This is a genomic window from Variovorax fucosicus, assembly GCF_030316825.1.
Classification (GTDB): domain Bacteria; phylum Pseudomonadota; class Gammaproteobacteria; order Burkholderiales; family Burkholderiaceae_C; genus Variovorax; species Variovorax fucosicus.
Map to the genome: position 1 here is coordinate 1093906 of NZ_JASZYU010000002.1, position 20042 is coordinate 1113947.

Below are 20042 nucleotides of genomic sequence, written 5' to 3' on the forward strand. Positions count from 1 at the left end.
TGGTCACTGGTCGAATCCGACCTTGTCGACCAGCGCGCTGGCCTGTTTGCGGTGCTTGGCAATCTCGGTCAGCGGCAGCGGGTCGACCTTGAGTTCACCGATGGCGTTGGCGATGATCGGGTCCAGCGCCACGCCCTTGCGCACGGGGTATTCGTAGTTGGTCTGCGCGTAGAGCACCTGGGCCGGCTCCGACACCAGGAACTCGATCAGCTTGATGGCGTTGGCCTTGTTCGGCGCACTTTTTGCCACGGCTGCGCCGCTGATGTTGACGTGCGTGCCGCCACTCTTCGCGTTGGCGAAGGTAGGGCGGATCACCTTGATCGCATCGCCCCACTTGCGGCCATCGCTGCCTTCCTTGGAGCTCTTCATCTGGCCGACGTAGTACGAGTTGGCCAGACCGACGTCGCAGATGCCGCCGAGGATGTCGCGCGCCACGTCGCGATCGCCGCCGGTGGCCTTGCGCGCCAGGTTGCTCTTGACGCCGCGCAGCCATTGCTCGGCTTTGGCCTCGCCGTCGTGCGCGATCATCGCGGCGACCAGCGCGGTGTTGTAGGGGTGCTGGCCGGCGCGGATGCAGACCTTGCCCTTGTATTTGGCATTGGCGAGGTCTTCGTAGCGGAACGTCGTCAGCGGCAGGTTCTTGTCGGCATACAGCACGCGCGCGCGCAGCGAGAGCGCGTACCACTGGCCATCGGCGCCGCGCAGGTTGGCCGGGATGGCCGACTCGAGCGCCGCCGACTTCACCGGCTGGGTCACGCCGCCGTCGACCAGTTCGAGCAGGTTGCCGATGTCCACCGTCATCAGCACATCGGCCGGCGAGCGGGCACCTTCGGCCTTGACGCGCTCGAGCAGGCCGTCTTTCACGAACACGGTGTTGACGTTGATCTTGGTTTGCGCGGTAAAGGCCGAGATCAGCGGCTGGATCAGGCCGGCTTCGCGCGTGGTGTAGAGCGTGAGCTCGTCGGCCGCCAGGGCCGGGGTGGCCAGCCACGCGCCCGAAACGGCGAGGGCAAGGCAGGTCAACGCGCGCGCGGGGCGCAAAGAAGCGGTCATCGGATCCTCCGGGGAAGCGGTTGTCGTGAAAGGCATCGGCGCCGCAGTCTGCGCTGATGCGAATCATTATCAACCGTGTTGCACCCCGTAACGGTACATCGGCCCACGCGGGCCAAGGACTTCTGCGGGTGGATCGCTCAGCGCTTGGGCATTTCGAACACGAGGCAGGTCGTGGTGGCATGCGCGTAGAGCGTGCCGTCAGGGCCGACCAGCCGCGCTTCGGCCGTGGCGAGCTGGCGGCCGCAGTGAATGACCTTGCCTTCGGCCCGCACGCGGGGAACCCTGGGCGTCAGGCCTTTCACGTAGTTCACGCTCAGCTCTACCGTGGTGTAGCCGCGACCGGGCGGCATCATGGTGTGCACCGAGCAGCCCAGCGCCGAGTCGAGCATCGTCGCGACCCAGCCGCCGTGGATGGTGCCGAGCGGATTCAGATGCTGCGGCAGCGGCTGGCCCTGAAATATCGCCACGCCCGGTGCGACTTCAATGATCGTGAAGTCCAGTGTCTTGGCGATCGCCGCATAGGGAATCTCGGCGGCCAGCATCATCTGCATCGTTTCGAGCCCGCTCTTGCCTTCGAGCTGTTCGGGCCGCGCGAGGCCGGGGCCGGGGCCCGCGTCCAGACGGGCAGCGATTTCGCTTTCTTCCGCCAGCCAGCGTTCGAGCAGGGAGCTTTGCGTCACGGGAATTTCCTTTAAGGTTGCATATACAATAATTGTAGCTACAATCTTGCGCATGACCACACTCGCCAAGCCGCAAGGCTGTACCAATCTGAGGCTGCGCCGGCTCAGCCGGCTGGTCTCGCGCCACTACGACGCCCACGTGGCGGCGAGCGGGCTCAAGACTACGCAGTATTCACTGCTCTCGCATGTCGTGCAGCTCGGGCCGCTGCGCCCGGTGGATCTGGCGCGAGCCATGAATGTCGAGGCGTCCACGCTCACGCGCAACCTCAAGCCCATGGTCGCAGCCGGGTGGCTTACGCAGGGCGAAGGGCCCGACGCCCGCAGCCGCATGATCGCGGTCACCGACGCCGGCCGCGCGAAGCGCGCGGAGGCGCAGGCCCATTGGCGCGATGCACAACTGGGCCTCAATGATTTGCTGGGTGTCGAGCGGGTGCTGGCGCTGCACGCGTTGCTCGACGAAAGCCTTGAAGTGTTGCAACGCGCCGGCCTGGCGGAAGATCAAGGAGCAAGCCATGAGTGAATCCGGAGCTGCCAAGGCAGCTGGCGCGCCCGCTTACCGCGCGCTCTGGCTGGTTCTGCTGGGCGCCGCCGGCGCATTCGCGCTCACGATGGGTGTGCGGCAGACCATGGGCCTGTTCCTGTCGGCGCTGAACACTTCAACCGCGCTCGGCGTCGGCAGCATCAGCCTGGCCTTTGCGTTCGGCCAGCTCTGGTGGGGGCTGACGCAGCCCTTTGCCGGTGCGGTGGCCGACCGCATCGGCACGGGCCGGGTGATCTTTCTCGGCGTGCTGCTGGTCGCCATCGGCACCGTGATCACGCCGCTCATGACCAGCACGGCCGGTTTGATCTTCGCGATCGGCGTGCTCGCCGCCGGCGGTGCCGGCATGGCCGGCCCCTCGGTGCTGATGGGGGCTACAACACGCCTGGTGCCGCCCGAGAAGCGCGGCCTCGCGACCGGCATCGTGAACGCGGGCGGCTCGTTCGGCCAGTTCGCGATGGCGCCGATCGCCATCGGCCTCACCGCCGCCGTCGGCTGGGCCGGCGCCATGCAGTGGCTCGGCGTGCTGGTGCTGCTGGCACTGCCGGCCGCGTTCCTGCTCAAGGGCAACTCCAACGCGATCGCGGCACAGGCCGCGGCGGCATCGGGCAAGAAAGCGCTCACCGCACGCGAGGCCATCCGCGAGGCGCTGGCCACGCCGAGCTACCGCTATCTGAGCCTGGGTTTCCTGGTCTGCGGCTTCCACGTTGCGTTTCTTGCGACCCATCTCCCGAGCGTGGTCGCGGCCTGCGGGCTGCCGCCCGAAGTCGGTGGCTGGTCGCTCGCGATGATCGGGCTGTTCAACATCGTCGGCAGCCTTGCGATGGGCTGGGCCGTGGGCCGTTGGCGCATGAAGTCGCTGCTGTCACTGCTCTACGCCACGCGTGGTCTCGCCGTGCTGATCTTCCTGATTGCGCCCAAGACCACCGGTGTGATGCTGGTGTTCGCGGCGGTCATGGGCGTGACGTTCCTGTCGACCGTGCCGCCCACCGCGGGACTGGTCGCCAAGATGTTCGGCCCGGCCAACATGGCCATGCTGTTCGGCATCGTGATGCTGGCGCACCAGGTCGGCGGCTTTCTCGGCGCGTTTCTCGGCGGCTACATCTTCCAGGTGACCGGCAGCTACGACTGGGTCTGGTACATCGACATCCTGCTGGCCGTCGGCGCCGCGCTGGTCAACCTGCCGATCCGCGAGGCGCTGTTGCCGTCGCGCACCGCGAAGGCGGGCGCATGAGCCGGGAACTCGATCCCCGCACGCGGCTGCTGCTCGAGGCGCCGATCGTGCCGACCCTGCTGCGCCTGGCCGCACCCAACGTGCTCGTGATGGTGGCGCAGGCCGCGGTCGGGCTGATCGAAACCTACTTCGTCGGCAAGCTCGGCCTCGATGCGCTGGCCGGCATGGCGCTGGTGTTCCCGATCGTCATGCTGATGCAGATGACCTCGGCCGGCGCGATGGGCGGCGGCATCGCCTCGGCCATCGCGCGCGCGCTCGGTGCGGGCCGGCGTGCCGACGCCGATGCGCTGGTGCTTCATGCAATGGTGATCGCGCTCGGCTTCGGTGTCGCGTTCTCGCTCGCGCTGCTGCTCGGCGGGCGCTGGCTCTACACGCTGATGGGCGGCAGTGGGGCTGCGCTCGAGGCGGCACTGACGTATTCACACTGGGTGTTCGCAGGCGCCATCCTCGTGTGGCTATTCAACTCGCTGGCGGCCGTGATCCGCGGCACCGGCAACATGGCGGTGCCGGCCAACGTCACCGTCGTCGGCGTGCTCTTCCTGATCCCGGTGTCGCCGCTGCTGATTTTCGGCTGGGGGCCGATCCCTGGCATGGGCATCGCGGGTGGCGCGATCGCCCTGTTGCTGTACTACCTGCTCGGCACGCTCGCGCTGCTGGCGTACCTGCGCTCCAGCCGCAGCCTGCTCAAGCCGAAGTTCGCGGGCGTCGCACTGCGATGGCCGCTGTTCCGGGACATTCTGCGGATCGGGCTGGTCGGTTCGGTCGCCACCTTGTCGACCAATCTGTCGATCGGCGTCGCGACCGCGCTGTCCGGGCATTTCGGTGCCGGCGCCATCGCCGGCTACGGCACGGCGTCGCGGCTCGAGTACCTGCTGGTGCCGCTGGTGTTCGGCCTCGGCGCACCGCTGGTCGCGATGGTCGGCACCTGCATTGGCGCAGGGCAACGCGAGCGTGCGCTGCGTGCCGCCTGGGTCGGTGCGGCGATGGCCTTCACATTGACCGAGATCATCGGCGTCGCCGCCGCGCTGTTCCCGCGGCCGTGGCTCAGCCTCTTCGGCAGCGATCCGGCCATGCTCGAGACCGGCACGCAGTACCTGCAGGCGGTTGGCCCGCTCTACGGCTTTTTCGGGGTCGGCCTGGTGCTGTACTTCGCGTCGCAAGGGGCTGGGCGGCTGCTCTGGCCGGTGATCGGCAACCTGGCGCGCCTCGCGGTGGCGGCCATCGGCGGCTGGCTTGCGCTGCGCTGGGGCGGGCAACTGAGCCATGTGTTCGCGGCGCAGGCCGTGGCCATGGTGGTCTACGGACTGGTCATCGCGTCGGCCATCGCCGGTGGTGCCTGGTTCGGGCGGGTCGGCTGGCCGCGCACGACGACCGGCTTGCTGCGTCGTCTGCAGCCCGGCTGACCCGCCGCCCGCTCAGTAGCGGTACGGATTGTTGGGACGGCGGTCGTAGCGGTTCGGCACACCGTCGCCGTCGCTGTCGCGGCGGTAGCCACCGCGGCGGTCGTCCCAGCGGCGATCGTGGCGGTCATGCCGATAGTGGCGCGGCGGCGGGGGCGGCGCGTAGTAGCGGCGCTCCGGGCCCTGGTAGTGGTGGGGCGGGGCTGGCACCACATACACCTGGGCGTGAACCGAGGGCCCGAAGGGCTGCGCTTGCGCGGTGGTGCCAAGGGTGCCGAGTGAGAGCAGGGCGGCTGCGGCGATTGCGAAAGAGAGCTTTTTCATGGCAACTCCAGGTGGGTGAAAGGAGCCTCCATCGTCACGGGCCCACGTGAAGCCTGTGTCAACGGCGAGCGAAGTGTCATGAAGAACTGTAAGCCGTCAGGCGCTGCTCAGCCAGCAGGGGGAAGCAATCGTCGCAAGGCATCGAAGAAAAGGTCGGATTGTTCGCGTTCTCCCTGGATCTGCGCTGCCACGCGGGCGGCCAGCGCGGCATCCACCGGAACCAGCGGCCGGCCGGTCGATTGGGCGATGACCTGGTGCAGGCAGGCCCGCTCCAGGTAGTACAGGTCGTCGTACGCATGGGCGATGGTGGCGCCCGCCACCACCACGCCATGGTTCGCGAGGAAGGCAATGTCCTTGCCGGCCATGGCGTTGGCGATGCGCTCCCCCTCGGCATCGTCGAGTGCAAGCCCGTTGTACGTGCCGTCGATGGCGATGCGGTTCATGTAGCGCATCGCGTTCTGGCTCAGCGTCGGATCCAGCGCCCGGTCGACGGTGAGCGTGAGCGCGGTGGCGTAGGGCATGTGGCAATGCAGCACCACCGCATGGCCCGTGATGCGGTGGATGGCGCCATGGATGAAGAGGGCGGTCGGCTCCACGCGATGCCGGCCTGCGAGCACGTTGCCATGCACGTCGATCAGCACGATGTCGTTCGGGCCGATCTCGCTCCAGTGCAGTCCCCGGGGGTTGATCAGGTAGCGGTCTTGCGCGCCCGGCAACAGCACGCTGAAGTGGTTGCAAACGCCTTCCGAAAGGCCGTGGTGCGCGGCCGCGCGCAGTGCCAGTGAAAGGTCCTCGCGCAGGCGCCGAACGCGCGGGCTCGCGTACTCGGCATCGGGCGTGGCTGTGCTGCGCGGCAAGGTCATCTGTTCAGGCATTTCAGTCTCCAGCGGTCGAGCCATGGGTGTAGGCACCAACGAACGCCATGGCCGCTTCACGAACGGCCTGCGCGCTCTTGCCGGGCTTGTAGAGCGCCGAGCCGATGCCGAAGCCGGCGGCACCGGCGGCCCGCCATTCGGCCATGTTGTGCGGGGCGATGCCGCCGACCGGCATCAACGGCGTGCCTTTCGGCAACACCGCGAGCAACGCCTTCACGACGGCCGGCGAAGCCAGTTCGGCCGGGAACAGCTTGAGCCCGGTGGCGCCGGCGGCCAGCGCGCCGAAGGCCTCGGTCGGCGTCATCACGCCGGGCAGGCTCACGAGGCCGAGGCGCGCCGCTTCGGCGATCACTTCGGCATTGAAATTCGGTGACACGATCAGTTGCCCGCCGGCTGCGTGAACCTCGCGCACCTGCTGCACGCTCAGCACCGTGCCGGCGCCTACCAGCGCCTGCGGAAAGCGCGCACGCAGCAGCGCGATGCTCTCCAGCGGCTGCGGCGAATTGAGCGGCACCTCGAGCAGGCGAAAGCCGGGCTCGACGATCGCATCGCCGACGGCGTGCGCCTCGGCGGGCGTGAGGCCGCGCAGGATGGCGACCAGCGGGAGCTGCTGCATCGCAGCGTGGAAGATGGAGATCGGTGTCATGGTGTGCGGATGGTGGCCAGGGCATGCAGCCCGGCCCAGGTTGCTTCGGCGCCCAGTGTGCGCGTAGTGGTGCCGGCCGCGCCGAGCGCGAGTGCGTAGCGCCGGGTGAGGGCGGGGGCGCCGATCAGCACCACCTCGCTTGCGGCCTGCAGCGACTGGGTGCGGAGTTCTTCGCCAATCAGCAGGCCCGAAAGATAGCTCGCGAGTTCGGCCTTCGACATGCGGCTGAACAATGCCAGCGTGCGCGTGCCGAACGCGTTGTGCAGCAGGCCGTGGCCGTTGTCGGCCTGCGCCACGCCCGTCAGGAAGGCCGCTTCGTCCAGCGGCGCACTGGCGTCGAGCGTGCGCGCAAGGATGGAGTGCTGGCTCAGCAGCGCGTAGAACTCACCCGTCATGAAGGTGCGGAAACTGGTGACGCGGCCGAACTGCGTGCGTGCCCATTTGTTGTGGGTGCCGGGCAGCACGAACAGGCCGTCGCGCAGGCCGGTCAGCGCCATCGCGCCGAGGATCTGCACCTCTTCGCCGCGCATCACGTCGGGCACGCCATCGTGCTCGACGCACAGGCCGGGCACGATCGCGATGCGGTGCTGCGAGCCGGGCTCGATGTCGATGATCTTGCCGGCCACTTCGTCGAGCCCGGCCGGGCATTCGCAATAGGGCGCTTCGACCCAGCCTTGCTGGCTGCCCGCCATGCCCGAGATCAGGCAGCGCGTGCCCGCAGGCCGCATCCATTCGGCGAAAAGCGATGCGAACACCTCGGCAAAACCGCCGGGTGCAACGCTCAGGATGCCGCGGGGATGGCTCTGCTCTTCGAGCACCTTGCCATCTGTGTCGAGCAGCGCGCCGCGCAGCGAGCTGGTGCCCCAATCCACTGCGACCAAACGCATCTGCAATGTCTCCGCATGTATCGTTTTCGGGCGTCGGTCATCAGGGTTTGTCCTGCGGGGCCGGCGATTTCAATCATCATATGATAGCCCGACGCGAACGCCCTGCGCTCAGGGTTTTCGCCTGAATTCATCCGGAGACAACCCCATGCAAGACACCTCCCGGGCGCAGCGTCGCCTGGTACTCCAGGGACTCGGCGCCATGCTGTTGCCGTTGCCCTTCGCCGCTTTCGCCGAAGACTATCCGACCAAGCCCGTCGAGCTGGTGGTGCCCGCGTCCGCCGGCGGCGGCACCGATGCGCTGGCGCGCGGTTTTGCCGAACTCGCCAAGAAGCACCTGCCGCAACCGCTGATCGTGAACGACAAGCCCGGCGCCAGCGGTGTGGTCGGCATGAGCGACGTGCTCAACAACAAGCCCGACGGCTACAAGGTTTCGGTGGTCATTGCCGAACTCGTGATCCTGCCGCACCTGAACCTGGCCAAGTTCACCTATGCCGACTTCCGCCCGATCGCACGCCTGAATGCCGACCCTTCGGCCATCACCGTGAAGGCCGATGCACCGTGGAACACGATCGAAGAGTTCCTCGCGGCCGCCAAGGCCAAGCCGGGAGAGATGAAGGTCGGCAATTCGGGCAACGGTTCGATCTGGCATCTCGCCGCTGCCGGTCTGGAAGACAAGACCGGCGTCAAGTTCAACCATGTGCCCTATCAGGGCGCCGCGCCTGGCGTGGTGGCGCTGCTCGGCGGTCACATCGATGCGGTGGCCGTGAGCCCGGGCGAGGTCGCCACGCACGTGCAGGCCGGCAAGCTCAAGATGCTGGCCGTGATGGCGGATCAGCGCCTCAAGGCCTTCGACAAGGTGCCCACGCTCAAGGAACGCAAGATCGACCTGTCGATCGGCACATGGCGCGGCCTTGCCGTCCCCAAGGCCACGCCGACTGCGGTGGTCGACGTGCTGCGCACGGCCACGCGCAAGACCGCCGAAGAGCCGGCGATGCGCGAGGTGCTCGAGAAGCTCAACCTCGGCTTTTCGTACCTCGATGCCGCCGAGTTCGGCCAGGCGATGGAACGCGACCACGAGTATTTCAAGCAGCTCGTTCAGAAAGTGGGAATCAAGTCATGAGCGACAAGGCCGAAGTCCTTGCCGTTGCGCCGCTGATGCCTTTCCTGATGGAATCGTTGCGCGCCGAGTACACCGTGCACGACCGCATCCACGTCAGCGACCCGGCGGCGTTCGCCGCAGTGGCGCCGCGCATCCGCGCGGTCGTTGCCAATGGCGAAGCCAAGGTGCCGCGCGAGCTGATGGCCCAGTTGCCGGCACTCGAAATGATCTCGGTGTTCGGCGTCGGCTACGACGGCGTCGATGTGCCTGCGGCGCATGAGCGCGGCGTTCCCGTCACCAACACGCCCGAGGTGCTGAACGACGATGTGGCCGATCTCGCACTGGGGCTGCTGCTCTCGATCGCGCGGCGAATCCCGCAGGCCGATCGTTTCGTGCGGGAGGGCGAATGGACGAAAGGGCCATTCACGCTGTCGCGCAAGGTTACCGGTGCGCGCCTGGGCATCGTCGGCATGGGCCGCATCGGCCAGGCCATTGCCCATCGTGCGCTCGCTTTCCAGATGGATGTTTCGTACACCGCGCGTTCACCGCGCGCCAACGTCCCGTACACCTACTACCCCGATGCCGCAGCGCTGGCCGCGGCGGTCGATTTCCTTGTTGTCATCACGCCCGGCGGCGCAGCGACGCGGGGGATGATCGATGCCAAGGTGCTGCAGGCACTGGGCCCGCAGGGCTATCTCGTGAACGTGGCGCGCGGCAGCGTGGTCGACCAGCCCGCACTGGTTGCGGCGCTGCAGAACGGCGTGATCGCCGGCGCCGCACTCGATGTGTTCGTCGACGAGCCCAACGTGCCGGCCGAACTGCGCAACATGCCCAACGTGGTGCTCACACCGCACGTCGGCAGCGGTACCCGGCAGACGCGCGAGGCCATGGCCATGCTGACCTTCAACAATCTGCGTGCGCACTTCGCGGGCCAGCCGCTGCTGACCCCGGTAGCTTCCTGAGCACCCCATGATCAAGAACGCCCACGGCCACACCGTCGATCTGCTGGGCGGCGCCATCATTTCCGGCCGCTACGGTGAGGGCGCGATCATTCCGCCGGAGCCGATCCTGGGCGAAGAGCTCGGTGTCAGCCGCACGGTGGTGCGCGAGGCGATCAAGGCGCTGGCGGCCAAGGGGCTGATCGTTACCGGCCCCAAGGTTGGCAGCCGCGTGTTGCCGCAGGAGGTGTGGAACTGGTTCGATCCCGACGTCATTGCGTGGCAAGCCAAGGCAGGGCTCACGCCGGAATTTCTGCGCGATCTTCAGGACTTGCGTCGCGTGGTCGAGCCCGCTGCGGTGCGGCTCGCGGCCGAGCGCGCGAGCGCCGAGGACATCGCCGAGATCGAGGCTGCGTATGCCGGCATGAAGAACGCCATCGAGCATGGCGGCGACTACGTGACGAGCGACCTTCGCTTTCACCACGCGCTGCTGCGCGCGGCGCGCAACCGCATGCTGACGCAGATGAGCAAGGCGCTGAATGCGCTGCTGCGCACCAGCTTCGAAATCTCCACCGCGCGCAGCAATGGCCCTGCGCTGTCGTTGCCGATGCACCGCGCGGTGCTCGACGCGGTGAAGGCGCACGAGCCTGCCAAGGCAGAGCGCGCCATTCTCAAGTTGATCGACAGCGCCCGCATCGACATCGAAGACGTGCTGGGCTCGCGCCGGCGCCTGCCGCGCCTGGGCCGGCCACCGCCCCGACTCAAGGCCACCGCCTGAAACATCTGTTCCGATTCCGTTCCCAACCGTGTTCCCGCAGTTCCAATACAAGGAGACAACTCACTATGAAAATCAAATCACTGATTGCCCCGACGCTGATGGCGTTGGGGCTCGTGGTCGCCGGCCAGGCGAACGCGCAGGAGAAGCTCACCGTCTGGTGGGTCAAGGGCTTCTACAAGGCCGAAGATGACGCGCTCTTCGCCGCCATCAAGAAGTACGAGGAAAAGCACAAGGGCGTCAAGGTCGAGCTGTCGCAGTACCCGATCCAGGACATGATTCCGAAGACCGTGTCGGCGCTCGACTCCGGCAGCCCGCCCGATGTGGCGTATGCCGACGTGTACGACTTCCAGGTCACCGGCAAGTGGGCCTTCGAAGGCAAGCTCGAAGACATCAGCAGCATCATCAGTCCGATGCAGGCGCGCTTTGCGCCCAACACGGTCGAGACCACCTTTCTCTACAACGACCAGACCAAGGCCAAGGCCTACTACGCGTTTCCGATCAAGCAGCAGACGATGCACATCGAATACTGGATCGACATGCTGACCGAGGCGGGCTTCAAGGAGTCGGACATTCCGGCCACCTGGAAGGAATACTGGTCGTTCTGGTGCGAAAAGGTTCAGCCCGCCAGCCGCCAGAAAAGCGGCAAGCGCAGCTTCGGCATCGGCATGCCGATGGGCGTGGACTCGAGCGACTCGTTCTATTCGTTCCTGACTTTCATGGACGCCTACAACGTGCAGCTGGTCAACGACAGCGGCAAGCTGCTGGTCGACGACCCGAAGGTCAAGGCCGGCCTGGTGGCAGCGCTCACCGACTACACCACGCCCTACACCAAGGGCTGCACCCCGCCATCGTCGACCAGCTGGAAGGACCCGGACAACAACGTCGCCTTCCACAACAAGACGACCGTGATGACGCACAACGCCACCATCTCGATCGCCGCGAAATGGCTGGACGACATGAACAACGCGACGCTCACGCCCGAGCAGCGCGAAGAGGCCAAGAAGAACTTCACCGAGCGCATCCGCACCGCCGGCTTCCCGAGCAAGCCGGACGGCAGCAAGATGGTCTACCGCACGGCGGTCAAGACCGGCGTGGTCTTCAAGGAAGCCAAGAACAAGACGCGGGCCAAGGAGTTCGTGGCCTTCCTGATGCAGGAGGAGAACCTCACACCCTACGTGGAAGGTTCGCTCGGCCGCTGGTTCCCGGTGACCAAGGCCGGCCAGGCGCGTCCGTTCTGGAAGGCTGATCCGCACCGCCAGTCGGTGTTCAACCAGTACGCCAACGGCACGGTGCCGTTCGAGTTCACCAAGAACTACAAGTTCACCATTCTCAACAACGAGAACGTGTGGGCCAAGGCCATGAACCGCGTCGTGACCGACAAGGTGCCGGTCGACAAGGCGGTCGATGAACTGATCGAGCGCATCAAGACCGTCGCCCGCTGACCGGCCCGCCGGCCCCGCTTCGCGCAACTTGCAGGCGCGATGCGGGGCCGGCGCCCGGCGATCCGCCATGAACCATATCGGGGAGCTCCCATGACTACCGCCGCAACCGCTGTCGCCAGCGCGCCGCCGCTCCAACGGCGTGACCGCTGGCAATTCTGGGGCCGACTGATGGTCGTGCCCTATCTGCTGATCTTCCTGATCTTCGTGCTGTATCCGGTGTGCTACGGGCTTTGGCTGGCACGGCATCCGGAAAGCTATGTCAAGCTGGTCGAAGACCCGATCTTCTTCCGCTCCGTGGTCAACACCTTCGTGTTTCTGGTGGTGGCCATCAATATCAAGATGCTGCTGGCGCTGGTGCTCTCGGGCTTCTTCGTCACGGCGCGCTGGTGGATCAAGATCGTCTCGGCGCTGTTCATCCTGCCGTGGGCGATGCCTTCGATCCCGACCATCCTCTCGGTGCGCTTCATGCTCAACCCCGAGTGGGGCGTGATCAACGCCACCATCTTCCGGCTGACCGGCCTCGATGGCCCCAACTGGCTCAACGACCCGACGCTGGCGCTGAGCTTCGCGATGCTGATGCACGTCTGGAAATCGTTGCCGTTCTGGACGCTGATTCTGGTGGCCGGCCGGCTCGCTATTCCGAGCGAGCAGTACGAGGCGGCCTCCGTCGACGGCGCCACCTCCTGGCAGAAATTCAAGTTCATCAGCTGGCCGGCGCTCAAGACGCTCTATCTCACGTCCACCATCCTGTCGATGATCTGGACACTGGGCGACTTCAACAGCGTCTACCTGCTCACCGGCGGCGGCCCGGCCGACCTGACCCACGTGCTCGCCACGCTCGGCATCCGCTACCTTCGGCTCGACCAGGTCGACTTGTCGATGGCGTCGATCGTCGTCGCCATGCCGCTGGTGCTGCCACTCGTGTACTTCATGATGAAGAGGCTCTCCAAATGAAGCGCTGGACTCCCAAGGCCATCGCCACCGAGGCCAAGCTGCTGCTGATCGGCATCCCGGTGGTGCTGTGGACCCTCATTCCGGTCTATCACATGGTGCTGTTCGCGATCTCGCCGCGCGACTCGGCCACCTCCGGCCGCCTGTGGCCGGATCACCCGACGCTGCAGAACTTCAGCATCGTGTTCCAGCAGAAGCACTTCTACCTCGACCACTTCTGGCGCCAGCTCGGCAACTCGTTGCTGATTGCCGTGTCGGTCGGGGCGCTGACGCTGTTCGTCGCCACCACGGCGGCCTTTGCCATCAGCCGGCTGCGCGTGCGCGGCGGCCGCACGGTGATGAACATGGCACTGTTCACGTACTTCATCCCGGCCGCGTTCCTGGCGGTGCCGATGTACAAGACCATGGGCAACTACGGGCTGCTCAACAGCCAGTGGTCGCTCATTCTGGCCATGGTGACCATCGCCTCGCCGTACTGCATCTGGGTGCTCAAGCAGGCCTCCGACAAGCTGCCGTACGAGCTCGATGAGGCGGCGCGCATGGACGGCGCCTCGCCGCTGCAGCTGTTTCGCCTGGTGTACTTGCCGCTGATGGTGCCCTCGCTGGTGGCCGTGGGCACCTATGCGCTGCTGCTGGCCTGGAACGAGTACCTGTATGCCTTCCTGCTCCTGTCCAACGACACGCAGGTCACGCTGGCAGTGGCGCTGGGCAACTTTCTCTCGGCCGATGATTCGCCGTGGGAGTTGCTCATGACCACCGGCCTCATCTATGCGCTGCCACCGGCGGCTATCTACTACACCTTCAAGCGCTACATGGTGGGCGGCCTCACGGCCGGCGCCGTCAAGAGCTGAACAATAAGGAGGAGACTTCATGGCTTCCGTCACTTTCCGCAATATCCAGAAATCCTTCGGCAAGGTCGACATCCTGCGCGGGCTGGGCTTCGACATTTCCGATGGCGAGTTCGTGGTGCTGGTCGGCCCTTCGGGCTGCGGCAAATCCACGCTGCTGCGCATGCTGGCCGGCCTGGAAGACATTACCGGCGGCGAGATCCTGATCGACGGCCGCGTCGTGAACGATCTGGAATCGAAGGATCGCGACATCGCGATGGTGTTCCAGAGCTATGCGCTCTATCCGCACATGACAGTGGGCGAGAACATGGCGTTCAGCCTGCGCCTGCGCGACGCCGACAAGGGCGTGATGGCAGAGCGCGTAGACAAGGCCGCCAAGATCCTCAACCTCGACAAGCTGCTGGCGCGCTATCCGCGCGAACTCTCGGGCGGCCAGCGCCAGCGCGTGGCCATGGGCCGCGCGATCGTGCGCGACCCCAAGGTGTTCCTGTTCGACGAGCCCCTGTCCAATCTCGATGCCAAGCTGCGCGTGGCGATGCGGGCCGAAATCAAGGCACTGCACCAGCGCCTGAAGACCACCACGGTGTACGTGACGCATGACCAGATCGAGGCCATGACCATGGCCGACCGCATCGTGGTGATGCACGACGGCATCATCGAGCAGATCGGCACGCCGCTCGAACTGTTCGACCGGCCCGGCAACCTGTTCGTCGCCCAGTTCATCGGCTCGCCGTCGATGAACGTGCTGGCCGGCACCGCGCGGCGGGCCGATGGCCAGCAATGGGTCGAGGCTCAGGGCGCGCGCTGGCCATTGCCGGCCGACGCAAAGACTGTCGATGGCCAGGCCGTCTACTACGGTGTGCGCCCAACCGACCTGTTGTTGTCGGCCACAGGGCAGGGCATTCCGGCCCAGGTGGTGGTGGTGGAGCCGACTGGCGCCGAGACCGAGCTGCTGCTGCAGGTGGGCGAGGAAAAACTGGTTCTCGTGATGCATGGCCGTGCCGATGTCGGGCCCGACGACACGGTGCACCTGACGCTCGACCCGGCCAAGGCCCACGTGTTCGACGGTGCCAGCACCGCGCGCCTGGTCTAGGGGGAGGGGCATGACGTCGTTCACCCAGGTTGTCCTGTTCACCGACGCCGACGGCAAGGCGCGCTTCCGGGAAGATGCCATCGCGCTGCCCGAGGGCACGCCGGCCGCGCAGCTGTCGAAGCTGTTCGCATCGCCCGGCTGCCAGCTGCGGTACAGCCCGGTGGGCTTTCGCAGCGAGTTCCATTGCACCATCACGCCGCAGTGGGTGATCATCCTGCAGGGGCAGATGGAGATCGGCCTGCAGGACGGCAGCTCGCGCGTATTCAAGCCGGGCGATCATTTCTATTCGGACGACACCTTGCCCGCAGGCGCCAGTTTCGATGCCGCGGTGCATGGCCACTGGAGCCGGCAGGTCGGCGACTCGCCGCTGGTGACCATGTTCGTGCGGGGCTGACCGCGCGAGAACCCGACTCGCCAACGATTGAAGGAAATCCTGTCTTGAACCCCGTTCTTGAAAGCTTCAACCTCGCCGGGCGCACGGCGCTCATCACCGGCTCCAGCGCCGGCATCGGCTTCGCCCTGGCGCGCGGGCTGGCCCAGGCCGGCGCCCGCGTGATCCTGAACGCACGCAACGCTGGCAAGCTCGAATCCGCAGCCGAGGTGCTGCGCGCCGAAGGCCTCGAGGTGCTCACCGCCGCATTCGATGTCACCTCCGGCGAAGCCGTGACCGCCGCCGTGGCCCGCATCGAGGCGGAGATCGGCGCCATCGACATCCTGGTCAACAACGCCGGCATGCAGCGCCGCGCACCGCTGGACCAGTTCGCCGAGGCCGACTGGCACGAGCTCATGAAAACCAACGTCGACAGCGTGTTCCTGGTCGGCCAGGCGGTGGCGCGCCACATGATCCCGCGCAAGCAGGGCAAGATCGTCAACATCTGCTCGGTGCAAAGCGAGCTGGGCCGCCCCGGCATCGCGCCCTATACCGCCAGCAAGGGGGCGGTGAAGATGCTCACCAAGGGCATGGCGATCGACTGGGGCCAGCACGGCATCCAGGTCAACGGCCTGGGCCCGGGCTACTTCAAGACCGAACTCACCCAGGCCCTGGTCGACAACGCCGAGTTCACCGCCTGGCTGGTCGGGCGCACCCCCTCGCGGCGCTGGGGCGACGTGCAGGACCTGGTCGGCGCGGCCGTGTTCCTGGCCAGCAACGCCTCCAACTTCGTCAACGGCCACATCCTCTACGTGGATGGCGGCGTGACCGCAACCCTCTGAGATAGAGATAGAGAGAGAGACCCTCCCCATGGAAGCCCTCGTCATCCACGCCCCCGGCGACCTGCGCGTCGAAGAGGTGGCCACGCCCGCGCTCGGGCCCGACCAGCTGCAGGTGCGCGTGCGCTGCGGCGGCATCTGCGGCTCCGACCTGCACTACTACCAGCACGGCGGCTTCGGCACCATCCGCATCAAGGAGCCGATGGTGCTGGGCCACGAGGTGGCGGGCGTGATCGAGGCGGTGGGTGCCGACGTGAGCGGCTTTGCGGCCGGCGAGCGCGTGGCGATCAGCCCGAGCCGGCCGTGTGGCCTGTGCAAGTTCTGCCAGCAGGGCCTGCAGAACCACTGCCTGGACATGCGCTACTACGGCAGCGCCATGCGCACGCCGCACGTGCAGGGGGCCTTCCGCCAGCAGATCGTGGTGGAGACGCACCAGGCGCACCGGCTGGCCGATTCGGTGAGCGACGGGGAGGGCTCGATGGCCGAGCCGCTGTCGGTGGCGCTGCACGCGGTGCGCCGGGCCGGCTCGCTGCTGGGCAAGCGGGTGCTGGTGACCGGCTGCGGGCCGATCGGTGCGCTGGCGATCATTGCGGCGCGGCGCGCCGGTGCGGCGCACATCGTGGCCACCGACGTCGGTGCCCACACGCTGGGCAAGGCGCTCAAGGTCGGTGCCGACGAGGTGGTCAATGTGGCCGAGGAGCCCGAGGGGCTGGGGCGCTTCAGCGCGGACAAGGGCAGCTTCGACGTGCTGTTCGAGGCCAGCGGCAATGCGCGTGCGCTGGTGGGCGCCTTCGATGCGCTGCGCCCGCGCGGCATCATCGTCCAGCTGGGGCTGGGCGGGGAGATGACGCTGCCGATCAACACCATCGTGGCCAAGGAGTTCGAGCTGCGCGGGGCGTTCCGCTTCCATGAGGAGTTCGCGGTGGCGGTGGAGTTGCTGAACAAGGGGCTGGTGGACGTGAAGCCCCTGATCTCGGCCACGCTGTCGTACCGCGATTCGGCGCGTGCCTTTGCCCTGGCGGCTGACCGGTCGCAGGCCATGAAGGTGATCCTCAACTTCGATTGAGCCGCGCGGCGCGGCCCTCAGGCCGTGCGCAATCGCAGCAGCGCCCGCACGAAGCCGTGGTCCGAGCGCGACCGGTCGCGGCCCTCGTGCAGGTGGTCGTTGAAGTAGTCGACACGGCGCACATCGCCAAGGCTGTGGCGGCTGCCAGGCACGAACTCCTCGCTCACGAAGATCTGGTCCAGCACCTCGGGGTAGCCCTGATGGATGTGCGAGTACGCCACGTCCTTCTTGAGCGCCGACTCGCCCTGCATCTCGTAGGCATTGAACAGCGCGACGTCGCGCGCCGCCTTGTCGTAGGCCACGTCCGAGGTGGCGGCGATGAGCTGCGTCGTCACGCTGTGCGGGTTGTCGTTGAAGTCGCCCATCACCACCAGCGGCGTGCCCGAGCCACGCAGCAGGTCGATCACGATGCAGCGCAACGCAGCCGCCTCGGCGCCGCGCATCAGCAGCGAGCGCAGCGATGCGCGCACCGCCACCTTGCGATCGTCACGGTCTTCGATGGCATTGCCGTGGGCATCCTGCAGAAATTTGGGCCGTTTCGACTTGAGGTGCACCGTCAGCACGTGCACCGGCTGCCCGTGCTTCATGCGCAGCGTGATCAGCATCGGCGGGCGTTCGAAGCGCGTGTGGGCCCCGAGGCCCGGCACCTCGACGCCGAAGCCCGGCGCAAACTCGGTAAACGACTGCACGTCGTCCACCTTGAGCCGCGTCGCAAAGCCGACGCGCGGCGTGCCCCGTGCGCCTTGCGCGGGCGGGGTGTTTTCTGCGCCCGGCACCGAAACGAAGTCGTAGCGCACGCCGCTCGCCGCAATGGCGTCCTTGAGCGCGGCCTCGTCCCACACCTCCTGCACCGCCAGCACATCGGCATTGAGCGCCTGGATGCGCTCGCCCGTCCAGGCGATCTTGCGCTCGTACTCGCGCTGCGAGTAGCCGTCCTGGTTCTCGTAGTAGATGCGGTTCGGCAGCGCCAGGTTCAGCAGGTTGCCGGTGGCGAGGAACAGCGTGGCGTAGTTGGGTGGGATATCGGGCATGCCCGCAATCTACCGCGGCCACGAAAAAGGGCGCCGAAGCGCCCTCGATTTTCGATGCCGGCTGCGCTCAGAACGAGCGGCCGCCGCCCGAACGGTTGCCACCACCACCACCACCGCCGCCCGAGCGCTTGCCGCCGTAGCCGCCACCACCGCCGCCGCCACCATTCGGACGCCGGCCGCGGCCCGCGCTCATGCTGTCGACGCTGGTGCGCAACGGATCGGGTTGGCCCGCCACGCCGCCGCCGATGCCCGCAGCTTCGGCACGCAGGTGCGCAACCTGGTTGGCCTGGGTCGGGCTGTGGCTGTTGCCATGGTGGCGCGGTTGGCGCTCTTCATGCAGCGCATGGCCGCCCTGCACATGACCCTGGCCGTGATGGGCCGGGGCACGCTGCTCACGCTGGCCTTGCGGGGCGCGCGGTGCACCGCCGCCGCCACCGGGTGCGCGTTGGCCACGCGGGCCTGCGCCACCGTTGCCGTTGCCCTTGAAGCCGCCGCCGTTGCTGGCGCCGGCACCGCCACCACCACCACCGCGGCGCGCACCGCCACCGCCGCCGCCATTGGCAGAGCGACCACCGCCGCCGCCACCACCACCGCCCTGGCCCGCCTTGTTCTCGCGAACACGCTGCAGCATCTCGGTGCGCGCGGCCTTGGCTGCGGCCTGCATGACTTCACGGCTCGGCGGACGGCCGGCACCGCCCCAGATGGTCTGTCGACCCATGGCGATCGGCTCGGCGCGTTCGCCTTCTTCCGGGCCGAAGCCCTCGACGATCTTGACCGGGATCTGCTGCTTGGTGAAGCGTTCGATCTCGAGCATGAAGCCTTCTTCGTCCAGGCACACCAGGCTCACGGCTTCGCCGCTGTTGCCGGCGCGGCCGGTGCGGCCGATGCGGTGGACGTAGTCTTCGCTGACGTTCGGGATTTCGTAGTTCACGACGTGCGGCAGCTCGTCGATGTCGATGCCGCGGGCCGCGATGTCGGTGGCCACCAGTGCGCGGATGTCGCCGCTCTTGAAACCGGCCAGCGCCTGCGTGCGTGCGCTCTGGCTCTTGTTGCCGTGCAGCGCCATCGCCTCGATGCCGTTCTTGGTCAGGAACTCGGCCACGCTGTTGGCGCCGAACTTGGTGCGCGTGAACACGAGCACCTGGCTCCAGTTGTTCTCGTTGATGATGTGCGCCAGCAGCGCCTTCTTCTTGCCGCGGCCCACGGGGTGGATCACCTGCGTGATGCGTTGCACCGTGGTGTTGCGCGGCGTGACCTGCACGCTCTGCGGGTTCTTCAGCAGGTTGGCGGCCAGGTCGCGGATCTCGTCGCTGAAGGTGGCCGAGAACAGCAGGCTCTGCTTGTCCCGCGGCACCAGTGCGAGGATTTTCTTCACGTCATGGATGAAGCCCATGTCGAGCATGCGGTCGGCTTCGTCGAGCACCAGGATCTGCACCTGGGACAGGTCGAGCATGCCCTGCTGCTGCAGGTCGAGCAGGCGGCCGGGCGTGGCCACGAGGATGTCGACACCCTTCTTGAGCTTGCTGATCTGGGGGTTCATGCCGACGCCGCCGAAGATCACGGTCGAGTCGAGCTCGAGGTACTTGCCGTAGGTGCGCACGGATTCTTCGACCTGGGCCGCGAGTTCGCGCGTGGGGGTGAGCACCAGGGCACGGATGCCGATGCCGCCGAACTTGTTGGTGGCGGCGGGAGTGGTGCTGAGCTTGTGCAGCATCGGCAGCGTGAACGCTGCCGTCTTGCCGGTGCCGGTCTGTGCGCCGCCCAGCAGGTCGTGGCCGTCGAGCACCACGGGGATCGCCTGGGCCTGGATCGGCGTGGGCGTGTCGTAGCCGTGCTCGTGCACAGCCTTCAGGATGGCCGGAGCCAACTTCAGTTCATCAAAGTTCATTGGGAGCAAATAGCGCCTTCCATGGCGCAGTGGCATCGGCCCGCCGCAGTGCTCTTTTGTTT

At 66.9% G+C, this 20042-nt stretch carries 21 protein-coding genes; 13 read left to right on the plus strand and 8 right to left on the minus strand.

Features of this window, described 5'->3' with window-relative positions:
* Nucleotides 1-3: 3 nt before the first annotated feature.
* Both QTI05_RS17380 and QTI05_RS17385 read right to left on the minus strand, forming a co-directional pair.
* Complete coding sequence (locus QTI05_RS17380) at nt 4-1053, minus strand: Fe(3+) ABC transporter substrate-binding protein (RefSeq protein WP_286624917.1); 1050 nt, start codon at nt 1051-1053, stop codon at nt 4-6.
* A 137-nt stretch (nt 1054-1190) separates the two neighbouring features.
* Nucleotides 1191-1733, minus strand: a complete 543-nt coding sequence (locus QTI05_RS17385; RefSeq protein ID WP_286624916.1) for a PaaI family thioesterase — start codon at nt 1731-1733, stop codon at nt 1191-1193.
* Between the two features lie 52 nt (nt 1734-1785).
* On the opposite strand from QTI05_RS17385, the gene QTI05_RS17390 reads away from it, so the two are divergent.
* From QTI05_RS17390 to QTI05_RS17400, 3 genes are read left to right on the plus strand one after another with little or no spacing between them, the layout of a single operon-like run.
* Nucleotides 1786-2253 (plus strand): MarR family winged helix-turn-helix transcriptional regulator, encoded by a 468-nt coding sequence (locus QTI05_RS17390; protein WP_286624915.1) that lies wholly within the window; start codon nt 1786-1788, stop codon nt 2251-2253.
* Nucleotides 2246-3505, plus strand: a complete 1260-nt coding sequence (locus tag QTI05_RS17395; RefSeq protein ID WP_286624914.1) for an MFS transporter — start codon at nt 2246-2248, stop codon at nt 3503-3505. Before QTI05_RS17390 ends, QTI05_RS17395 begins: the two co-directional genes overlap by 8 nt.
* Nucleotides 3502-4908, plus strand: coding sequence for an MATE family efflux transporter (locus QTI05_RS17400; protein ID WP_286624913.1), 1407 nt, complete (start codon nt 3502-3504; stop codon nt 4906-4908). Before QTI05_RS17395 ends, QTI05_RS17400 begins: the two co-directional genes overlap by 4 nt.
* Before the next feature lie 12 nt (nt 4909-4920).
* Here the strand turns inward: QTI05_RS17400 and QTI05_RS17405 are convergent, their stop codons facing one another.
* From QTI05_RS17405 to QTI05_RS17420, 4 genes are all read right to left on the minus strand, one after another.
* Nucleotides 4921-5229: a hypothetical protein gene (locus QTI05_RS17405; RefSeq protein WP_286547362.1), complete on the minus strand. Its 309-nt coding sequence runs from the start codon at nt 5227-5229 to the stop codon at nt 4921-4923.
* A 107-nt stretch (nt 5230-5336) separates the two neighbouring features.
* Complete coding sequence (locus tag QTI05_RS17410) at nt 5337-6104, minus strand: aldolase (protein WP_286624912.1); 768 nt, start codon at nt 6102-6104, stop codon at nt 5337-5339.
* A 1-nt stretch (nt 6105) separates the two neighbouring features.
* Nucleotides 6106-6750 carry a 2-dehydro-3-deoxy-6-phosphogalactonate aldolase gene (locus QTI05_RS17415; protein ID WP_286624911.1) on the minus strand — a complete coding sequence of 215 codons (645 nt, stop codon included), beginning with the start codon at nt 6748-6750 and terminating at the stop codon, nt 6106-6108.
* Nucleotides 6747-7637 (minus strand): 2-dehydro-3-deoxygalactonokinase, encoded by an 891-nt coding sequence (locus tag QTI05_RS17420; RefSeq protein ID WP_286624910.1) that lies wholly within the window; start codon nt 7635-7637, stop codon nt 6747-6749. Before QTI05_RS17420 ends, QTI05_RS17415 begins: the two co-directional genes overlap by 4 nt.
* 145 nt (nt 7638-7782) lie before the next feature.
* On the opposite strand from QTI05_RS17420, the gene QTI05_RS17425 reads away from it, so the two are divergent.
* The 10 genes from QTI05_RS17425 to QTI05_RS17470 all read left to right on the plus strand — a co-directional run bounded on the left by QTI05_RS17425 (nt 7783) and on the right by QTI05_RS17470 (nt 17061).
* On the plus strand, nt 7783-8757 hold the full coding sequence (locus QTI05_RS17425) for a Bug family tripartite tricarboxylate transporter substrate binding protein (protein ID WP_444812917.1): 975 nt from the start codon (nt 7783-7785) through the stop codon (nt 8755-8757).
* Nucleotides 8754-9698, plus strand: coding sequence for a 2-hydroxyacid dehydrogenase (locus QTI05_RS17430; RefSeq protein ID WP_286547369.1), 945 nt, complete (start codon nt 8754-8756; stop codon nt 9696-9698). Before QTI05_RS17425 ends, QTI05_RS17430 begins: the two co-directional genes overlap by 4 nt.
* Nucleotides 9699-9705: 7 nt before the next feature.
* Complete coding sequence (locus QTI05_RS17435; protein ID WP_286547370.1) at nt 9706-10452, plus strand: FadR/GntR family transcriptional regulator; 747 nt, start codon at nt 9706-9708, stop codon at nt 10450-10452.
* Nucleotides 10453-10517: 65 nt separating this feature from the next.
* Nucleotides 10518-11894, plus strand: a complete 1377-nt coding sequence (locus QTI05_RS17440; RefSeq protein ID WP_286624909.1) for an ABC transporter substrate-binding protein — start codon at nt 10518-10520, stop codon at nt 11892-11894.
* A gap of 90 nt (nt 11895-11984) precedes the next feature.
* Entirely contained in the window at nt 11985-12848 is an 864-nt protein-coding gene (locus QTI05_RS17445; protein ID WP_286547373.1) for a carbohydrate ABC transporter permease, read from the plus strand.
* The gene (locus QTI05_RS17450) at nt 12845-13696 is read left to right on the plus strand and encodes a carbohydrate ABC transporter permease (RefSeq protein WP_286547376.1); all 852 of its coding nucleotides are present in this window, start codon (nt 12845-12847) and stop codon (nt 13694-13696) included. Before QTI05_RS17445 ends, QTI05_RS17450 begins: the two co-directional genes overlap by 4 nt.
* A gap of 19 nt (nt 13697-13715) precedes the next feature.
* A complete protein-coding gene (locus QTI05_RS17455) occupies nt 13716-14786 on the plus strand; it encodes an ABC transporter ATP-binding protein (protein ID WP_286624908.1) in 1071 nt (356 codons plus the stop codon).
* A 10-nt stretch (nt 14787-14796) separates the two neighbouring features.
* The gene (locus QTI05_RS17460) at nt 14797-15180 is read left to right on the plus strand and encodes a cupin domain-containing protein (RefSeq protein WP_286547378.1); all 384 of its coding nucleotides are present in this window, start codon (nt 14797-14799) and stop codon (nt 15178-15180) included.
* Nucleotides 15181-15224: 44 nt separating this feature from the next.
* On the plus strand, nt 15225-15998 hold the full coding sequence (locus tag QTI05_RS17465; RefSeq protein WP_286624907.1) for an SDR family NAD(P)-dependent oxidoreductase: 774 nt from the start codon (nt 15225-15227) through the stop codon (nt 15996-15998).
* A 28-nt stretch (nt 15999-16026) separates the two neighbouring features.
* Nucleotides 16027-17061: an L-idonate 5-dehydrogenase gene (locus QTI05_RS17470; RefSeq protein ID WP_286622341.1), complete on the plus strand. Its 1035-nt coding sequence runs from the start codon at nt 16027-16029 to the stop codon at nt 17059-17061.
* Nucleotides 17062-17078: 17 nt separating this feature from the next.
* Here QTI05_RS17470 and QTI05_RS17475 read toward each other — a convergent pair whose 3' ends face one another.
* Both QTI05_RS17475 and QTI05_RS17480 read right to left on the minus strand, forming a co-directional pair.
* Nucleotides 17079-18092 (minus strand): endonuclease/exonuclease/phosphatase family protein, encoded by a 1014-nt coding sequence (locus QTI05_RS17475; protein WP_286547385.1) that lies wholly within the window; start codon nt 18090-18092, stop codon nt 17079-17081.
* 67 nt (nt 18093-18159) lie between these two features.
* On the minus strand, nt 18160-19980 hold the full coding sequence (locus QTI05_RS17480) for a DEAD/DEAH box helicase (RefSeq protein WP_286624906.1): 1821 nt from the start codon (nt 19978-19980) through the stop codon (nt 18160-18162).
* Nucleotides 19981-20042: the final 62 nt, after the last annotated feature.

Bases quoted from the DNA above. Each gene is read 5' to 3' on its own strand.
- QTI05_RS17380 (WP_286624917.1), bottom strand. From the start codon at position 1,053: ATGACCGCTTCTTTGCGCCCCGCGCGCGCGTTGACCTGCCTTGCCCTC.
- QTI05_RS17390 (WP_286624915.1), top strand. From the start codon at position 1,786: ATGACCACACTCGCCAAGCCGCAAGGCTGTACCAATCTGAGGCTGCGC.
- QTI05_RS17395 (WP_286624914.1), top strand. From the start codon at position 2,246: ATGAGTGAATCCGGAGCTGCCAAGGCAGCTGGCGCGCCCGCTTACCGC.
- QTI05_RS17400 (WP_286624913.1), top strand. From the start codon at position 3,502: ATGAGCCGGGAACTCGATCCCCGCACGCGGCTGCTGCTCGAGGCGCCG.
- QTI05_RS17405 (WP_286547362.1), bottom strand. From the start codon at position 5,229: ATGAAAAAGCTCTCTTTCGCAATCGCCGCAGCCGCCCTGCTCTCACTC.
- QTI05_RS17410 (WP_286624912.1), bottom strand. From the start codon at position 6,104: ATGCCTGAACAGATGACCTTGCCGCGCAGCACAGCCACGCCCGATGCC.
- QTI05_RS17415 (WP_286624911.1), bottom strand. From the start codon at position 6,750: ATGACACCGATCTCCATCTTCCACGCTGCGATGCAGCAGCTCCCGCTG.
- QTI05_RS17420 (WP_286624910.1), bottom strand. From the start codon at position 7,637: ATGCGTTTGGTCGCAGTGGATTGGGGCACCAGCTCGCTGCGCGGCGCG.
- QTI05_RS17425 (WP_444812917.1), top strand. From the start codon at position 7,783: ATGCAAGACACCTCCCGGGCGCAGCGTCGCCTGGTACTCCAGGGACTC.
- QTI05_RS17430 (WP_286547369.1), top strand. From the start codon at position 8,754: ATGAGCGACAAGGCCGAAGTCCTTGCCGTTGCGCCGCTGATGCCTTTC.
- QTI05_RS17435 (WP_286547370.1), top strand. From the start codon at position 9,706: ATGATCAAGAACGCCCACGGCCACACCGTCGATCTGCTGGGCGGCGCC.
- QTI05_RS17440 (WP_286624909.1), top strand. From the start codon at position 10,518: ATGAAAATCAAATCACTGATTGCCCCGACGCTGATGGCGTTGGGGCTC.
- QTI05_RS17445 (WP_286547373.1), top strand. From the start codon at position 11,985: ATGACTACCGCCGCAACCGCTGTCGCCAGCGCGCCGCCGCTCCAACGG.
- QTI05_RS17450 (WP_286547376.1), top strand. From the start codon at position 12,845: ATGAAGCGCTGGACTCCCAAGGCCATCGCCACCGAGGCCAAGCTGCTG.
- QTI05_RS17455 (WP_286624908.1), top strand. From the start codon at position 13,716: ATGGCTTCCGTCACTTTCCGCAATATCCAGAAATCCTTCGGCAAGGTC.
- QTI05_RS17460 (WP_286547378.1), top strand. From the start codon at position 14,797: ATGACGTCGTTCACCCAGGTTGTCCTGTTCACCGACGCCGACGGCAAG.
- QTI05_RS17470 (WP_286622341.1), top strand. From the start codon at position 16,027: ATGGAAGCCCTCGTCATCCACGCCCCCGGCGACCTGCGCGTCGAAGAG.
- QTI05_RS17475 (WP_286547385.1), bottom strand. From the start codon at position 18,092: ATGCCCGATATCCCACCCAACTACGCCACGCTGTTCCTCGCCACCGGC.
- QTI05_RS17480 (WP_286624906.1), bottom strand. From the start codon at position 19,980: ATGAACTTTGATGAACTGAAGTTGGCTCCGGCCATCCTGAAGGCTGTG.